Below are 16,822 nucleotides of genomic sequence, written 5' to 3' on the forward strand. Positions count from 1 at the left end.
TAAAATTATTTTTAAATATTAAAAATAAGAAGAAATCTTGTTAACCAAGATTTCTTCAAAAATTACATTTTAAAATGAAAAACCCATTGTAAACCAAGGAACAACATAAATAGTAAATAATCCAATTGAAAAAGAATTATCTTTATTTATATATTCTATACCAACACCACCATAAGGAACTATTAATCCTAAAGTACCCCAATACCAATAAGAGTTCCAAGCATCATATTTTAAAGGTTCAAAATAATTTCTTTCACTATATCCAATGCCTAAATTATATCCACTGTATCCTATAATTTTTCCATCTTTATTTAATTTTTTATTTGTAAAAAAACTCAAAGTTGCTATATCAATCTTTTCAATTTTAGTATCAGAATAATTTAAATAATCAGAAGTATTAGGAATAGTTGTTTTTATAATAATGTTCTTTTTTATATCATTAATCATATAAGTAAAAAGTAATTTTCTATTTTTTATATTACTATTTATAGATTTTATCTTCCATCCACTACCTAAGCCAAATAAATTATTATATTTATTTGTAGAAAGATTTGTATAATAATAAATATGAGATTTAGGAACTGCTATTTCATTAAATGTATCATTAGGCAATATTACAGATGGAATTTGATGTAAATCTGAACTAATATATTTTTGATTTTCATGAATTAATACAACGTTATTATTATAGTTATCAGTAAATGTACATTCATCCCATACTATTTTTAAAACAGAATTTGTTAAATTTAAAATTTTTAAACGTAAAACAGTTTGATTAAAAATTCCATTTTTTACATTATCAATGTATATTTTTAATTTTATATCATTGTTTTCAAAAGTTTTTAATAAATAAGGATAATTAATTGATGTAGAATTATTAGTTGTTTTTTCACCAAAAAATAGTAAAGTTGTTAATAAAAATAATATTAATACTACTTTCTTCATACTCTAACCTCCTAAATTTTTTTGATGTTTCAAATTATTATTCGACATTTTTAATTATTTTATCCAAGTAGTTCCATCATCAAATTTTACTTCAACAATTTCAGTTTTAATATATTTAACTGTTCCAGCATAAACACTAGACCAATAAGTTTTATATCCATAAGTTTCACTTGGTTTAATATTTATATTTTGTACAATGCCTTTTAATGTATCTACAAAATCAATTGTTACTTGTTCATCAAAAGAATTATAACCTTTGATATCAACTTTATAGGCTATAATTGTTTTACTTGAAATATTTTCTACAAATACTTGAAATTTTTTTTGAGTAATTCCATATATTGTTTCACTGGATACCTTTGTACCAATAATTTTTAATGGTGATGGATTACTAAGAGTTTTATCCAAAGGTTTTGTACAGCTAACTAATAAAAAAGATGATAATAATAAAACTACTAATACTGCTTTCTTCATACTTTAACCTCCTAAATTTTTTTGATGTTTCAAATTATTATTCGACAAAATAAAAAATATTAAGTATTTTTGTTTATTAAATCATAAAAAAAGATGACTTCTGTTCATACAGAAATCATCTTTTGCATTCTTAAATTTTTATTTTATTCTCATTTTAAACTTTTCTTTATTCTGAGAATATTTCACACTTACACACTTTTTTTAAATAATTATTATTTATGTTTAATTAGTATATACTTTTCCATTTAATTATTTTTTAGATATATTCTATCTTTTAATTCTAAATAATTTTTTCTAATTATTAGTAGACAAAAATAAAAAATATGCTTTTTAATTTATTATAAATTTCTTTTTCTTATTTTTTTTAATGTAACTAATGATATTCCAGTTGATTTTGATACTAAGTTAATATCAGCGCCATTTTTTAAAAGATTTAAAGCTATTTTTTCTATCTCTGTTAATTCAACATCTTTATCCAAATTACTAACAATTTCAATTTCTTTTTTATCAAAGGATATTGCTACTTTTATTATATCGTTTATTCCATAACTTTTTATTTCTTCTTCATACTTCTTTTCATTTATTTGTTTTAGTCCATTTTGTGCACTGTCTTTTAAACTTTTATCTTCATCTCTATTGTACTTTTTAAACTCTATTATTATTCCTTTATCTGTTTTATCTTTTGGAATTAATATAACATCAGCTCTTCCAAGTCCTGTTTCTCTATTACTCTTTATTATGTACTCTTCTTTTAATCCAACACTCATTCCAAGTATTAATCCATGATAAAACCTTTCCGGTTCTTTTCCACTAACATCAAAGTAACTCAATGTATTCATCGTTAAATCTTTAAATTGGTCTGTAAAGGTCTTTATTCTTCCTACTTTTAAATTCAAAAGCATATTTTCAATACTTATATTTGATTCTCTCAACATATTTCTAACTGTTTGTACAAAAAAATCTTTTACTTCTTCATTTGGTATCTTTACTTTATACATTGTTATATTATTTTTTCTTTTTTTACTCGTCCACTTTAAGTAACCACTAAATAAAAATAATGTCCAAATTGCGCTTTCACTATTTAAGTTTAAATCACCATAAACCATTGTTTCTATTATTTCGCACTCTACTTCTTCTCCATTTATTAATTTTTCTACACTATCTTTTATATTAACAGTTCCTTCTTTTATTAACTTTCTTATTAAGTAATTTCCACTCGTATTCATCCAATATGGTCTTATCTTTTTTTCGTCTACTAAGTTTATTATAGAAAAAGGATTGTATATCTCTACTCCACCAAAGTTATAACCATTGTACCAATCTATAACTTCATTTTCTTCATATTCAAGTTCATAATACTTTAATGTTTCTTCTACTTCTTCTTTAGTTAAACCATACTTATCATTGAATAGTTCATTCAATACAGTAGAAACCTTTAAGTTATTCACACCAGTAAAGATACTTTCTTTAGATACTCTTGTTATACCAGTAAGAACTGCTTTTTCAAGATATACATTGTCTTTTAATGCCATGCCAAATAAGTTACCAATTAAAGATATTATTTCATCATAGTAACCATGTAAGTAAGCTTGTTGAATGGGAGTATCATATTCATCTATTAATATTATTACCTTTTTACCATAGTATCTTTCCATATACTTTGATAAGTTTCTTATAGAGTTTTCATACTTTGCATCATCTGCTGTTTCTGAAATTATTGATTTATATACTGATTTTTCCTTTTCATCCAATACATCTAAAACATACTTATGATCAATGTATAAAGATGAAAGTTCCATGGCTAATAAGTCATGCATCTTTTTTAAGTTATTAGACTTTAAATCTTTAAAGGTGATGTATATAACTGGATATTTATTTAAATGTTTTTCTATTATATTTTTTTCTTTATATATCTTTAAATCTTTAAAGAGGTGTTCGTTGTTTTGAGTAATATCAAAAAAGTACTTCATCATAGATTGACTGAGAGTTTTACCAAACCTTCTTGGTCTTGTTATTAATAAAACATCTCCACTTTCAATAACTTCTTTGATTAACAAACTTTTATCTACAAAATACATATTGTCTTCTATTAATGATTTAAAATCACTTCTTCCTATTGGAAGTCTTTTTTTCATTTTTATCACCTCGTTTTCTCGTTTTATTATATCATAGTCTTCAATAAAAAAGAATTTAATAATTTTAAATTATAATGTTTTCAGCATTTTTTTATAGTTAAAATCTTTGAAAGAAATAATCTAAGAAGAATCAAGAACCATAATTATATTTCTTTTATAATAAGCTTTAAAATTATACTTAATCAAAAATTTTGTAATGGATAATACTATATTTTTCTTGAAAATCTTTATTTGCATAATACCTATACATAATTTAGTCATAATAATTTTGGTTTTGACTTTTACTAGAAAAAATAAAAAAGCAGGCATTTCTGCCTGCTATATTTTGTTTAAATACTATTAAAAGTTTACACCCAAAGCTACGTATGGAGCAAAATAAAAAGTTCCTATATCAAAGAAAAAACCATTATCTGCTACATATTCAGTTCCTATTCCTACATAAGGAAATAATAACATAACTGTTCCCCATTGCCAATAAGGATTCCATGCATTAATTTTTAATTCATCAAAATAATTTACCGAAGAATAACCTAATAATATATTAAAACCAGAATATCCTATAATATTTCCTTCTGAATTATGTGTTGCCCACCCTAATGTTGGTAATCCAGTTCCTATTTTTGTTTCCATGTTTTTTGCTAAACTTATTGCATTTGAAAAAGAAAACATACTTAATAATACTATTAATACTACTTTTTTCATAAAAACACATCTACAATTAGTCACTAATTAAATTTCTTTTAGGTTACATGATATATTATTTTTGCACAATGACATAATAACATAGTCATTATATCATTTATTTTTTATTTTGTCAATAGTTTTATCTATTATAAAAAATAAAATTCTTGACAAAAAAAAAGATGTGATATATAATTAACTTATAAAAGGGGTCGTAGCTCAATTGGGAGAGCGCTACCGTGGCACGGTAGAGGCCGTGGGTTCGAGTCCCATCGACTCCACCAAAAAAAGAGGGATTTATCCCTCTTTTTTTATCATTAACAACTTTTTTTACTTTGAATTTTAAGCTTAATAAGGTATAATTTACTTAGAAAAATTGTATTGGAGTGATTGAAGTTGTCAAAGAAGGATATTATAAACAGATTAAGAAGAGTTGAAGGTCAAGTGAGAGGTCTTCAAAAGATGATAGAAGAGGAAAGAACGTGTTCTGATATATTAACTCAACTTTCAGCAGTTAGTGGAGCTCTTCAAAAAATTGGAGAATTAACTATGAAAGAGTATACAAAGGGTTGCATTATGGAATACGAACAAAATCACAATGAAGATCTTTTAAATGATTTAATTGAAACGATTTCAAAGTTTAAAAAAATATAATTATAAAGGAGTATGATTTTTGTGAGTAGAAAAGTTAAAAAAATTATATCTGTTTTTTTAATAGTTGGCGTAGCTGCAACCAGCTGGGTTTTTGGTAATTCTGATAAGCGCTCTATAGAAGATATATATTATAATCAATATAGAGAACCTATTGTAAGAATGCTTGCTTATATAAATCAATATTATTATGGTAAAGATGATGTTGATTATTCAAAAATTTTAGATTCTCTTTTAAAAGGTATGGTTGATGGTATCGGTGATCCTTTTGCATGGTATTTTGATGCAAGACAAACAACAGAAAACCATATAGATGAAACTGGTAAATATGGTGGATTAGGTATTACAGTAAGATATGATTCTCCTACAAAATCCATTGTTATAGTTAGTCCTATGTATGGTACTCCTGCAGAAAAAGCTGGATTAATGGCTAATGATTATATAATATCAGTTGACGGTTCTCCTGTATCAGAAACTGGGTATATGAAAGCAATAGATAGAATGAGAGGTAAGCCTGGAACTCCTGTAAAGATTAAGGTTATTAGAGAAGGGTGGAAAAAAGCAAAAGAAATTGAAATAGTTAGAGCTTTAATAGAAACAAAGACCGTAAAATATACAACCTTTGAAAAAGATTCTGAAAAAATTGGTTATATAAGATTAACAAATTTTGGAGATAAAAGCGATGTTGAAATGAATAATGCTCTAAAAGATTTATCAACTAAAAATATAAATGGATTAATATTAGATTTAAGAAATAATCCTGGAGGACTTTTACACATAGCCATAAATATAGCTTCAATGTACATTAAAAATGATGTAATTGTTTATTTAAAGTATAGTGACGGCTCAGAAGAAACAACAACACCTATACCAGGAAAATATTTTGACTTTTTAAATGGATTACCTATTACAGTTTTAGTAAATAAAGGTTCTGCATCAGCTTCTGAAATTTTAACGGGAGCTTTAAAAGATAATAAAATAGCAACAATAATTGGTGGAACAACTTATGGTAAAGCAGCTGTACAAAGACCATTTACATTTCCAAATGGTGGTGAAGCTTGGATACCAATAGGTCATTATTTTACACCAAATAAAATAGATATTCACTTAAAAGGAATTGAACCTAACATTAAAATAGATAATCCTGTTAAAGAAGTAAAATCATCTATTGATATAGAAAAAGAAAAAAATGAAGCTTTAAATCAAACAACAAATAAAGTTTATTTAAACTTTAAAAATGATTTACAATTAAATAAAGCAATAGAAGTTATTTTAGAAAAATTAGGTGAAAAAGTAAATTGAGAATATATGGATGGGTGATGATTTTTTTTGTCACCCTTCTTGTTCTTTCTACTTCATTATATATAGTATTTGCAAACTCAAAGGTTCAATACATGGAAATTGAAAAAACACCTGTATTGTCATTTGAAGGTAAAATAAATATACAACCTTATGAAAACAGACTTAAAACTATTAAAAATATGTCTGAATTTTTTTATGGACTTATAGATTATAATTTGTTTGTTGGAAATATAGATTATAATTTTGATAAAAATATCATCAGTATAGAACCTTTAATTAAGGATCTGTATTATGATTTGAAAAGTCTTGTAATTTCTATAGATAAAAATTACAAAGAAGAAAAAAAAGATATTGAATTGTATGGATTAAAATTACCTTATTATCAAATAAAAACAAAAAATTTTTATATAAAATTAACTCCTAAAATTTTAATATCAGATTTATCTAAAATCAATCATAATGATTTAAATTATTTAAGAACACGTTACTTTATTTTTAGTGAAGAAGATTACAAACCATATGACTTTAATAAAAATTTTTTAAATGGTTTAAAAGATTATGGTGGAGTTGTTTTAGATGAAAAATTAATTTCAAAACCTGCAGTTGCTCCATTATTAGATACATTAAAGGGGATGGGAATTACTGTAGAAAAGAACTTAAAAATAATAAGATTTAAAGGTGAATAATATGTTTAATAATATGCTTGTAGACTTTTATAATTCTCTATTTGTTCCTAAAAAACTTTTAAACTCTGAAAAAGGAAGTATATTAATTCCATTTATCATTATGGGAGTTTATCTTATATCTCCTAATATGAATTTAAAAAAACTTTTTTTAATATTTTCTTTAAGTTTTTTAAGTTCAGGATTACGTATATTATTTGCTAAAAAATATGCATATTATTCTTATCTTGCTTCAAGTAGTACATTATTACTTTTTGCTTTAAATTTTTATTCTATATCTTTTTTTTGGAATATTCTTTTAAAAACCTACATAGATATAAAAGAAAAAAACTTTTATTCTTTTATAATAGGGACATTTTTTGATATTTTTCTTTTTTGGTGGTTAATTTGAAAGATTTTTATTTTAATTTTACAAATTTTATATTAAAAAATTCAAAAAAAATTATCTTAATTGTTGCTGTTCTAACAGCAATTTTAGGTTATTTTTCTACAAAAATAGGCGTTGATTCAAATATGTTTAGAATGCTTCCTAAAAATCATCCTATTTTAAAAGAATATAATAAGGAACAAAAACTCATGGACACAAATGAAATAATGGTAACTGTCTTTTATTTAAATGATAATATAAAACCACTTGAAATCGCTCAATATTTTTCAGATGAAATGAACAAAATATCTTCTTTTTCAGGATTTACAACTGATATAAATTTTTTATTATCTTATGGTTTTTTATACTTAGATAATACTTCTTTAATTCAAAGTATATCCGATAGTGTGAACAATATAACTAAAACTATCTCTCGTTCAAATGCTTTAGACTTTAAAACTATGCAATACTTAGACAAAGCAATAGGAAATGTTTATGAACTTGAAAATAATTTAAAAAAGAATAATTCTGAAAACATATTAAAATCTTACTACATAATTTCTCCAGATAAAAAAATAATGCTTATGGGTGTTTCTTTTACAACACCCACATCAAATTTGAGTTTTGTAAGTAAAATTGTGCCTAAAACAAAAAGTATATTAAAAAAAATAAATAGCAAATTTAATATAAAAACTGGTTTAACTGGAAGTTATATTACAGAATATGAATCAAACAAATCAGTTTCTGAAGATTTTAAACTTACTTCTGTAATAACTATACTTTCTATTTTAATACTTTTTTTCATTTCATTTGGAGATATAATTGTTACTTTAATTGTTTTTGCTTCACTTGGAATATCTTTTTTATTAACTATGGGTATAACACAAATTATGTTCAAAGAATTAAATATAATTACAAATTTTATGGCTGCTGTAGTTTTAGGATTAGGTATTGACTATGGAATTCATATTGTTACAAGAATAATAAATGAAATTAAGTCTGGAAATTCTTTTGAAAAATCTCTTGAAATAACTTATGAAACAGCGCTTTTACCACTGTTTTTTAGTCTTTTAACAACTGTTGCCGTATTCTTATCATTAGTTATTATGGGGTTACCTGCATTTACTGAAATGGCTTTTATAAGTAGCATTGGATTAATTGTATTTTTTTGTATAATGTTATTTTTTGTTCCTTCTGTAATTTATTTGATAAAAAATAAATTAAAAATAAATAATTTTATTGAAAAAATAAATAAAGTATTTAAATTATTGAGTATATTTATTCCAAATCATTCAAAAAAAATAAAATATATAATTTATCCATTTCTTGTTTTTTTTGTCATAATTGGTTTTTATAACACTTCAAACTTTTTCTACACGGCACCTGGTCTTATTCCAAAAAATTCAGAATCTGTAATAGTTGGAAATGACATAGTTAAACATATGGGTAAAGTTGATTTATTTGATGATTTAAAATATAAAATTTCTGTTGATGATGATGTTGATAAAATAGAACAAAAGCTTTTATCCAGCGGTGTAATCAAAAACGCTCAAAGTTTATCAGATATAATAGAAAAACAAATAGGTGATTTTTCCACTCTAAAATCTCGTGTAACTGACTTATCTCAAATGATAAATAATCCATTAGCTGTACCTATTTTAAAAAAATATAATATGTATTCTGATAGTTTAAAACTAATTGAAATATCTGCAAAATCAAAAGATTTATATCAATTTTCATTAAATTCACTTGATATAATTCCATCACAATTTAAATCAAATTTTTTAATTGAAGATAATGGAAAAAAATATATGTTATTAAATATAAAACCAGCATTTAATTTATGGAAAAATAATGGTATAAAAATTTTTTATGAAAAACTTGGAAAAGATGGAAACAATGTATTAAATACTACAAAAACTATTTATAAATTAATGAAATTAGTAAAAGAAAAATTTATAGCTCCTGTAATAATTGCTTTTATATTAATAGCATTTTTAACTTACATATCAAGAAAAAGTTTTGTAGAAACATTCCAAACATTTGTAGGATTACTCTTTGTTGCTCTATCTACTTTTGGTATTGTTTATTTTTTTAATATACGAATGACATTTATAACTATGCTAACATTTCCATTGATTTTTGGAATTGGGGCAGATGGATTTATTCATATATTCCATGCTATTGATGAAGATAAACAGCATTATTGGCAAACTTTAAAATCTGTCACTTTATCATTTGCAACTTCCATTTTATCTTTTTTGAGTTTTCAAGTTGCTCGTGGTGATTTATTAAAACAATTTAGTTTAAGTATGGTTATAGGAATACTTTTAACGTGGATATTTACAGTAATTCTAATACCTACAATTAAGTTTAAAACAATCAAAAAATTCTATAAAAAATTGGATAAAACGCTCGTTAACAAAAAGTTATCAAAAAACAAATAAATAAGTAATATTAAAGTATTGACAGATACCATTTTTAATGTTATAATTATTTACGTAAAATAAGGTTGCCCGGGTGGCGGAATTGGTAGACGCTACGGACTTAAAATCCGTTGGGTAGGAATACTCGTGTGGGTTCGAGTCCCACCCCGGGCACCATTATTTTTTTGTCAACTTATATACGGTGCGGGGTGGAGCAGCCAGGCAGCTCGTCGGGCTCATAACCCGAAGGTCATAGGTTCAAATCCTGTCCCCGCTACCATATCTGGCGAGGTAGCTCAGTTGGCTAGAGCATGCGGTTCATACCCGCAGAGTCGGGGGTTCGAATCCCTTCCTCGCTACCATAACAAAAAAGCACATCTAAGATGTGCTTTTTTGTCATTTTAACTTCAATTTTCTAATTCTCATTGGATTAAAGAAATTTAAACAACACCCAGAGCCAAACATTTTTATTTCTTGATTTTTTTCGTTTTCATATATTTCATTGTACTTTGAACATAAATAATTTTCTGTTAAAAAATTGCATGAGCTATAATCATCATTCCATTCACCATAATAACATGGATTTTGAATACAACAAAAACCACATTGAATACATTCTGGACAGTCTGTATTAAAATTTTCCATTTTTACACTCCCTTACAATATTTTATTTTAAAAATATAGGTGATATTATGCTATCTTTATTAATTATAATTTTTATAATATTTTTATCTTTTAAAAAAATTCCTTTATGGAAATCAATGTTCTTTAGTTCTATTATTTTATTAGTATTAAAACAAATAAATTTAAAAGAAGCCATACTTTCAATAAATTTTGAAATTATAATTTTTTTAATTTTTATGTTTATAATAGGTGAATCAATGATTCAAAGTGGATATATTGAACATTTATCTTTTATAGTTTTTAAACATACAAAAACTACAAAATCTATTGTCTTTAATTTAATATTTATAATGGGATTTATGTCTGCAATAATGATGAATGACACTGTTGCAATTATTGGAACTCCACTTGTTTTACACTTATCAAAAAAATTTAATATAAAAAGTGAAATACTATTATTTACTCTTGCCTTTTCTGTAACAACAGGAAGTGTTTTTAGCCCCATTGGAAATCCTCAAAATTTAATAATAGCCCATTATTTAAATAAACCTTTTATAACTTTTATAAAATTCTTATTCATTCCAACTATAATAAACTTATTTTTTCTTTATTTTATAGTATTAATATTTTATCATAAAGATTTGAATAAAAAAATTATACATATAAGTGATCCTATAAAAAAAAATAAATTATTTTTTTATTCAAGAATATCATTCATTTTAATTTTATTACTTACTTTTATTAAAATCATTTTTTCTTTTTATGGTATTAATTTTAAATTAGTATATATTTCTATAATTGCTTCATTTCCTTTAATTTCAAACTTTAAATTTCTAATAAAAAAAATAGATTGGAAAACTATAATATTTTTTATTTCAATGTTTATTGTTATGAAAAGCGTTGGAAATAGTGGTATCTTTCAAACATTTATATCAAAAAATATTAGTATTCCATTAATCATGCTATTAAGTATCATTGTAAGTCAATTTATATCAAATGTTCCTCTCGTAACACTGTTTGCTCCATTATTGAGCATATCACATATAAAGCTAATGGCTTTAGCATCTGGAAGTACAATTGCTGGGAATTTACTGATATTGGGTGCAGCGAGCAATATTATAATACTTCAAGTTGCGCAAAAAAATAAAGAATCATTTAATTCTTTTAAATTTTTTAAAATAGGTTTAATCATAACTATTTTTAATATAATTACTTTTTTATCTTTTTTTGCTATAAATAAATTTATTTAATACTATATGCTATAATTAATTTGAGGTGATCAAAATGAAAAAAGTGCCATATGGACTTCAAAATTTTGAAGATTTAATATTGGAAAATTATTATTATGTAGATAAAACTAAATATATAGAAGTATTAGAAAATATGCCTGAAAAATATATATCATTTTTAAGACCAAGAAAGTTTGGTAAGAGTTTGTGGCTAGATACTATAAGTAAATACTATGATGTTAAATATTCAGATAAGTTTGATACTATCTTTAAAGATTTGTACATTCAAAAACATCCAACACCTAAAAAGAGTAGTTATCATATTTTAGAGTTTAATTTTTCTGGATTGAATACAGACAGTAAAGAAGAGTTGAAATTTGACTTTAATTCAGAAGTTTATAGAAAAATTTCTAAATTTATATCTAATTATAAATTGAATATAAAATTAATTGAAAATATAAATGAACCTTCTACATTATTTAGAGATTTTTTAAATAAATATGAAGAATTAAACTTAAAAACAAAAATCTACTTATTAATAGACGAATACGATCACTTTGCAAATGAACTTTTGAGTTTTAAACTCGATGAATTCAAAAATATTGTTAGTAAAACAGGTTTTGTTAGAAAGTTTTATGAAGTAATAAAAGAAGGAACACGATCTGTTATAGACAGACTATTCATAACAGGAGTAGCACCAATAACCTTAGATAGTTTAACGAGTGGATTCAACATCTCAAAAAACATGTCAACAACATTAGAGTTAAATGAAATGATGGGATTCACTGAAAGTGAAGTCAAAGATATTCTCAAAGAGTATCAAATAAATGATTATATTTTACAAGATATGAAGTTTAGCTACAATGGATACATGTTTAATGAACGTGCAAGTGAAAAGGTTTACAACAGCGATATGGTCTTATACTTTATTTCTGAATACAACAGAGAGAAGAGAAAACCAAAAGATGTAATAGATATGAACATAGCAAGTGATTATAAAAAGATTCAAAATTTATTCAAACTTGGTGAAGTTGTTGGAATAAATAATATAGACAATGAAAAAGAAGCAATAGGAAACCTTTTAAATGAAATATTAATGACAGACAAAACAGAAATAGAAGAGTTAACAAGAGCATTTAACCTTGAAAGAAAGATGGAAATAGACGATGTTAAAACCTTACTCTTTTATTTAGGCTTTTTAACAATAGAATCAAAAGGGTTTGTAATGAACTTAAAAATACCAAACTATTCAATAAAAAAGATATACTCAGAATACTTCTTAGAAATGATAAAAACAAGAGCAAAAAACTATATAGATACAGGAAAGATAAAGATAGCAATAAGAAAGTTGTTAGTAGATGGAAATATAAACTCGTTAGCAAGTGAAATAGAAGATGTATTAAAAAAACTATCAGACAGAGACTTTCAAAGCTTTAGTGAAAAGCACATAAAGATGCTACTGTTTAGTTATTTAATCTTAACACCATGGGCATACGTTAAAAGTGAGTATCCAGTAGAAGGAGGATACATAGACTTAGCAATGTTTAAAAGATACGAAGAAGTACCATACAATGCAATAATAGAGTTAAAATACATAAAGAAAAAAGATTATACAGAAAAAGTATATCAAGAAAAGATAAAAGAAGCAGTAAATCAAATAAAGAGATATGAAAAAACCATAAACAAAGAGTTTAATGGACCATTAAAAAAAGTAGTGATGGTCTTTGTTGGCAGAGAGTTAAAGTATCTTGATGAAATTGAATAAACTAAAAGTCCAAAAAATTAAGTGTTTTTTGGGCTTTTTTATATAAATCTTTATAAAAAATATTAGAAACTTAATTGTTAAAAAAAATTAATCAAATAATGTTGACAAAAAACATTACATATGATAAAGTATATTAGAATTTAATAATATTTAGAGGTGGAAAAGTTATGGAAGATAAAAGAATACGTATTTTAAAAGCTCTTGCTCATTCTGAAAGATTAAAAATTATAGAAATGCTAAAAAAAGAACCAACTTGTGTTTGTGAAATGAATGAAAAAAGTAATTTTTCTCAATCAAATATATCTCAGCATTTAAAAATATTGAGAGATGCAGATCTTGTTAAATACACAAAAGACGGAAATAAAGTTATTTATTCTTTAGCTAACGAAAAACTAATGGAAGTAATTAACTTAATTACGAAGATTTCTAACGAATTATAAAACAAAAAACATCTGAACATTATGTTCAAATGTTTTTTAATAATAATATTAGTATTTTATAAAATTATAAAAATGAGGTGAAGTTATGTTTGTGTGGTTAGATAAATTAATTACCCTATTAGTTAAAAATTTCTTTAAATTAGATGTAAACACAAGAGTTGGATCTTCAGTACATTTTTTCTTTTATGATAGTATAAAAATAATAATTTTATTATCTATAATGATTTTTATTATTTCTTATATTAGGTCCTACTTTCCGCCAGAAAAAACCAAAAAAATATTAGAAAAATTTTCTGGTATAAGTGGAAATATAATGGCATCATTACTTGGTATTGTAACTCCATTTTGTTCTTGTTCTTCAGTACCAATTTTTATTGGTTTCATAGAAGCTGGAATTCCTCTTGGAGTAACCTTTTCATTTTTAATTACTTCCCCAATAGTAAATGAAGCAGCATTTGCAATTTTACTTGCATCGTTTGGTTGGAAAATTGCATTGTTATACGTTGTATCTGGAGTAGTTATTGGAGTTATTGGAGGAATAATAATAGGAAAATTAAATATGGAGCATCATGTAGAAGAGTATGTTTATAATATAAAAATGGGAAATACGGAAATTGAAAAATTAAATCAAAAGCAAAGACTGAGCTTTGCGTGGGAAAATGTATACGATATAGTTAAAAGAATTTGGATATTCCTTTTAATAGGTATTGGAATTGGAGCTTTAATTCATGGATATGCTCCTGCAGAATTTTTAGCAAGAACTGCAGGTCCTAAAAATCCATTTGCAGTTATAGTATCTACAATAGTTGCAGTTCCATTATATTCAAATGCGCTTGGAACAATCCCTATAGCAGAAGCTTTAATTGGAAAAGGTGTTGGAATTGGAACTGCTCTTGCATTCATGATGGCAACAACTGCTCTTTCTTTTCCAGAAGGTGTTCTTTTAAGAAAGGTAATAAAACCAAAGTTAATAGCAACTTTTTTTATAATAACTTCAATATCTATAATATTAACTGGTTATATGTTCAACGTAATAATATAAATAAAAAATATTAATTTGGAGGTGCAAGTATGAAAATAAAGATTTTAGGTAGTGGTTGTCCAAACTGTAATAGATTGGAAAAAAATTCAATTGAAGCTTTAAAAGAATTAGGTAAAAGTGTTGAAGTAGAACATATTAGAGATTATGGTGAAATTATGAGTTATGGGGTAATGAGAACACCAGCTCTTGTTATTAATGAAAAGGTAGTAATAGCTGGAAGAGTTGCTAAAAAAGATGAAATAAAAGATCTATTAAAATAAAAAATGCAGTTGTCAACTGCATTTTTTATTTTAATATGTGTTATAATTTAATATATGGTGTCCCCACGAGGAATCGAACCTCGATTTGCGGATTAGGAATCCGCCGTTCTATCCGTTGAACTATGAGGACATTAACGCAGTTATTATATCAAAAATGATACAAAAAGTCAATGGAGGTGAAAGTATGTCTTTAAGCGATCCAAAGATTCTTTTTGAAAATGATGAACATAAATTTATAATGCTCGGTATGGAAACTGGAGATGAACATGGAATATATACAAATCAATATTTGATTCTACATAAAGATGAAGGTGTTTTATTAGATCCAGGTGGAGTACATGTTTTTCCTAAGGTTCTTGCAAATGTAAGCGAGTTTATAAATCCCGATAAAATAACGGGAATTTTTTATTCTCATCAAGATCCTGATGTTTCTTCTGGTATAGCACTTTGGAGCAATGTAACTAACGCAAAAATATATGCTTCAAATCTTTGGGAAAGATTTTTACCTCATTTTGGTGTTTTTGATGAAAAAAAATTTATTGCTTTGAGTGATAAAGGGGGAAATATTCCTTTTAAAGATGGATTAAAATTAGAAATAGTCCCAGCACATTTTATGCATTCAGTAGGAAACTTTAATATTTATGATCCAATATCAAAGATTTTCTTTTCAGGAGATGTTGGTGTTGGTGTTGTACCTCCAAGTGAAAGAAGTATATTTGTTGAAAGTTTTGAATCTTATAAAAAATATATTGAAGGATTTCATGTTAGGTATATGACATCAAATAAAGCTTGTAAAAAATATGTGGATCTTTTAAATAAATATGATATTAATATTCTTGCTCCTCAACATGGTTCTTTGTATAAAGATAATGATGTTAAAAAATTTTTAAATTGGCTTTCTGGTATAAAATGTGGTGTTGATATAATAGATAAAATTTATGGGATGTGATTTAAATGGGAAATCAAAAAGAACTTATTAAAAAATTAGCTGTCAATACATACCATGAAAGTGTTTTAACTTCTTTTATAGATAACTTAGATAGTGTATTAATGGAAAGATTTAGAGGGTTAGTTGTAAAGGCTGATGACGTTGAAAAAACGTCTGTTGAATCCATAGAAAATTTCACTAAAATATCTGAAGAACTTCAAAGTTTTATTGAAAATGGTGAAGTAAAATCAAAAATAATGGCTGAAACAAATACTAAAATAATAGAAAAAATAGAAAGTCTTGGTACGAGTGTTGATAAAATAGATTCAGATATAGAAGTAAATATAAACAATATATCTAACGTACTTGAAAGATTCAATAATGTTCAAGAAATGACTCAAAACATAAATAACATTGCAAAACAAACTAATATACTTTCCATAAATGCTTCAATAGAAGCAGCAAGAGCTGGAGAAGCTGGAAAAGGTTTTGCTGTTGTTGCCGAAGAGGTTAAAAAATTATCATTTGAAACAAATTCATCCTCTAAAAAAATAGGAGAAAGCGTTAAATTGCTATCAAAGGATGTTAAAAATGTTTTAGATAATATGAATCACTTATTTGATTTGTTTAAAGTTTTATCTGAATCTTCCAAAGAGTCCATGCAAGTTATGAAAGAAAATGTTGAGTTCATAAACACATTAGTTTCTAGACTTAAAAATAATACTGAAGTAATAAACAACAGCACAGAAAGTTTAAACATATCTAAAGATGAAATAAATGAACTTGTAAATTCAATAAATTCAATATCTACTGTATTAAATACTGTTTTAAAAATGCAAAGTGCTATAAAAAATATTAAACTGTGAGGTA

The 16,822-nt window shown here is 25.0% G+C and carries 17 protein-coding genes and 5 tRNA genes; 16 read left to right on the forward strand and 6 right to left on the reverse strand.

Annotation, left to right across the window (positions count from 1 at the left end; all coding sequences use genetic code 11):
* Positions 1-69: 69 nt before the first annotated feature.
* The 4 genes from IGS63_RS03680 to IGS63_RS03695 all read right to left on the reverse strand — a co-directional run bounded on the left by IGS63_RS03680 (position 70) and on the right by IGS63_RS03695 (position 4,256).
* Positions 70-945, reverse strand: a complete 876-nt coding sequence (locus IGS63_RS03680) for a hypothetical protein (protein WP_190615663.1) — start codon at positions 943-945, stop codon at positions 70-72.
* 54 nt (positions 946-999) lie between these two features.
* Complete coding sequence (locus IGS63_RS03685; RefSeq protein WP_190615664.1) at positions 1,000-1,419, reverse strand: DUF5780 domain-containing protein; 420 nt, start codon at positions 1,417-1,419, stop codon at positions 1,000-1,002.
* A 338-nt stretch (positions 1,420-1,757) separates the two neighbouring features.
* Positions 1,758-3,554, reverse strand: a complete 1,797-nt coding sequence (locus IGS63_RS03690; RefSeq protein WP_232521292.1) for an AAA family ATPase — start codon at positions 3,552-3,554, stop codon at positions 1,758-1,760.
* Between the two features lie 339 nt (positions 3,555-3,893).
* Positions 3,894-4,256, reverse strand: coding sequence for a hypothetical protein (locus IGS63_RS03695; protein WP_190615665.1), 363 nt, complete (start codon positions 4,254-4,256; stop codon positions 3,894-3,896).
* A 187-nt stretch (positions 4,257-4,443) separates the two neighbouring features.
* On the opposite strand from IGS63_RS03695, the gene IGS63_RS03700 reads away from it, so the two are divergent.
* The 9 genes from IGS63_RS03700 to IGS63_RS03740 all read left to right on the forward strand — a co-directional run bounded on the left by IGS63_RS03700 (position 4,444) and on the right by IGS63_RS03740 (position 10,026).
* Positions 4,444-4,519, forward strand: a tRNA-Ala gene (locus IGS63_RS03700).
* Between the two features lie 112 nt (positions 4,520-4,631).
* Positions 4,632-4,889: a metal-sensitive transcriptional regulator gene (locus IGS63_RS03705; protein WP_232521295.1), complete on the forward strand. Its 258-nt coding sequence runs from the start codon at positions 4,632-4,634 to the stop codon at positions 4,887-4,889.
* Between the two features lie 21 nt (positions 4,890-4,910).
* On the forward strand, positions 4,911-6,188 hold the full coding sequence (locus tag IGS63_RS03710; RefSeq protein WP_190615667.1) for a S41 family peptidase: 1,278 nt from the start codon (positions 4,911-4,913) through the stop codon (positions 6,186-6,188).
* A 14-nt stretch (positions 6,189-6,202) separates the two neighbouring features.
* Positions 6,203-6,874, forward strand: coding sequence for a hypothetical protein (locus IGS63_RS03715; protein WP_190615668.1), 672 nt, complete (start codon positions 6,203-6,205; stop codon positions 6,872-6,874).
* A gap of 1 nt (position 6,875) precedes the next feature.
* Positions 6,876-7,262, forward strand: a complete 387-nt coding sequence (locus IGS63_RS03720) for a hypothetical protein (protein WP_190615669.1) — start codon at positions 6,876-6,878, stop codon at positions 7,260-7,262.
* Positions 7,259-9,685: an efflux RND transporter permease subunit gene (locus tag IGS63_RS03725; protein WP_190615670.1), complete on the forward strand. Its 2,427-nt coding sequence runs from the start codon at positions 7,259-7,261 to the stop codon at positions 9,683-9,685. Before IGS63_RS03720 ends, IGS63_RS03725 begins: the two co-directional genes overlap by 4 nt.
* 67 nt (positions 9,686-9,752) lie before the next feature.
* Positions 9,753-9,841 (forward strand) — tRNA-Leu (locus IGS63_RS03730).
* A 26-nt stretch (positions 9,842-9,867) separates the two neighbouring features.
* Positions 9,868-9,944: transfer RNA gene (locus IGS63_RS03735), tRNA-Met, on the forward strand.
* 5 nt (positions 9,945-9,949) lie between these two features.
* Positions 9,950-10,026: transfer RNA gene (locus IGS63_RS03740), tRNA-Met, on the forward strand.
* A gap of 34 nt (positions 10,027-10,060) precedes the next feature.
* Here the strand turns inward: IGS63_RS03740 and IGS63_RS03745 are convergent.
* Positions 10,061-10,309 carry a hypothetical protein gene (locus IGS63_RS03745; RefSeq protein ID WP_190615671.1) on the reverse strand — a complete coding sequence of 83 codons (249 nt, stop codon included), beginning with the start codon at positions 10,307-10,309 and terminating at the stop codon, positions 10,061-10,063.
* A 47-nt stretch (positions 10,310-10,356) separates the two neighbouring features.
* Between IGS63_RS03745 and IGS63_RS03750 the strand changes: the two genes are divergently transcribed.
* The 5 genes from IGS63_RS03750 (at position 10,357) to IGS63_RS03770 (ending at position 15,024) form a co-directional block, all read left to right on the forward strand.
* Positions 10,357-11,538, forward strand: a complete 1,182-nt coding sequence (locus IGS63_RS03750) for an ArsB/NhaD family transporter (RefSeq protein WP_190615672.1) — start codon at positions 10,357-10,359, stop codon at positions 11,536-11,538.
* Positions 11,539-11,572: 34 nt separating this feature from the next.
* Positions 11,573-13,282: an AAA family ATPase gene (locus tag IGS63_RS03755; RefSeq protein WP_190615673.1), complete on the forward strand. Its 1,710-nt coding sequence runs from the start codon at positions 11,573-11,575 to the stop codon at positions 13,280-13,282.
* Between the two features lie 167 nt (positions 13,283-13,449).
* Positions 13,450-13,722, forward strand: a complete 273-nt coding sequence (locus tag IGS63_RS03760; RefSeq protein WP_190615674.1) for an ArsR/SmtB family transcription factor — start codon at positions 13,450-13,452, stop codon at positions 13,720-13,722.
* Positions 13,723-13,807: 85 nt separating this feature from the next.
* Positions 13,808-14,764 carry a permease gene (locus IGS63_RS03765; protein ID WP_190615675.1) on the forward strand — a complete coding sequence of 319 codons (957 nt, stop codon included), beginning with the start codon at positions 13,808-13,810 and terminating at the stop codon, positions 14,762-14,764.
* 29 nt (positions 14,765-14,793) lie between these two features.
* Positions 14,794-15,024, forward strand: a complete 231-nt coding sequence (locus IGS63_RS03770; RefSeq protein ID WP_190615676.1) for a thioredoxin family protein — start codon at positions 14,794-14,796, stop codon at positions 15,022-15,024.
* 55 nt (positions 15,025-15,079) lie between these two features.
* Here the strand turns inward: IGS63_RS03770 and IGS63_RS03775 are convergent.
* Positions 15,080-15,154, reverse strand: a tRNA-Arg gene (locus tag IGS63_RS03775).
* A gap of 54 nt (positions 15,155-15,208) precedes the next feature.
* On the opposite strand from IGS63_RS03775, the gene IGS63_RS03780 reads away from it, so the two are divergent.
* On the forward strand, positions 15,209-15,973 hold the full coding sequence (locus IGS63_RS03780) for an oxygen-binding di-iron domain-containing protein (protein ID WP_190615677.1): 765 nt from the start codon (positions 15,209-15,211) through the stop codon (positions 15,971-15,973).
* 5 nt (positions 15,974-15,978) lie between these two features.
* Positions 15,979-16,818: a methyl-accepting chemotaxis protein gene (locus IGS63_RS03785; protein ID WP_190615678.1), complete on the forward strand. Its 840-nt coding sequence runs from the start codon at positions 15,979-15,981 to the stop codon at positions 16,816-16,818.
* The last annotated feature ends 4 nt before the right edge of the window (positions 16,819-16,822 follow it).

Origin of the sequence: Tepiditoga spiralis, from assembly GCF_014701195.1 — a bacterium.
Lineage (GTDB): Bacteria > Thermotogota > Thermotogae > Petrotogales > Petrotogaceae > Tepiditoga > Tepiditoga spiralis.

Coding starts and splice junctions, on each gene's coding strand:
- IGS63_RS03680 (WP_190615663.1), bottom strand. CDS start 945: ATGAAGAAAGTAGTATTAATATTATTTTTATTAACAACTTTACTATTT.
- IGS63_RS03685 (WP_190615664.1), bottom strand. CDS start 1,419: ATGAAGAAAGCAGTATTAGTAGTTTTATTATTATCATCTTTTTTATTA.
- IGS63_RS03690 (WP_232521292.1), bottom strand. CDS start 3,554: ATGAAAAAAAGACTTCCAATAGGAAGAAGTGATTTTAAATCATTAATA.
- IGS63_RS03695 (WP_190615665.1), bottom strand. CDS start 4,256: ATGAAAAAAGTAGTATTAATAGTATTATTAAGTATGTTTTCTTTTTCA.
- IGS63_RS03720 (WP_190615669.1), top strand. CDS start 6,876: ATGTTTAATAATATGCTTGTAGACTTTTATAATTCTCTATTTGTTCCT.
- IGS63_RS03745 (WP_190615671.1), bottom strand. CDS start 10,309: ATGGAAAATTTTAATACAGACTGTCCAGAATGTATTCAATGTGGTTTT.
- IGS63_RS03750 (WP_190615672.1), top strand. CDS start 10,357: ATGCTATCTTTATTAATTATAATTTTTATAATATTTTTATCTTTTAAA.
- IGS63_RS03755 (WP_190615673.1), top strand. CDS start 11,573: ATGAAAAAAGTGCCATATGGACTTCAAAATTTTGAAGATTTAATATTG.
- IGS63_RS03760 (WP_190615674.1), top strand. CDS start 13,450: ATGGAAGATAAAAGAATACGTATTTTAAAAGCTCTTGCTCATTCTGAA.
- IGS63_RS03765 (WP_190615675.1), top strand. CDS start 13,808: ATGTTTGTGTGGTTAGATAAATTAATTACCCTATTAGTTAAAAATTTC.
- IGS63_RS03770 (WP_190615676.1), top strand. CDS start 14,794: ATGAAAATAAAGATTTTAGGTAGTGGTTGTCCAAACTGTAATAGATTG.
- IGS63_RS03780 (WP_190615677.1), top strand. CDS start 15,209: ATGTCTTTAAGCGATCCAAAGATTCTTTTTGAAAATGATGAACATAAA.
- IGS63_RS03785 (WP_190615678.1), top strand. CDS start 15,979: ATGGGAAATCAAAAAGAACTTATTAAAAAATTAGCTGTCAATACATAC.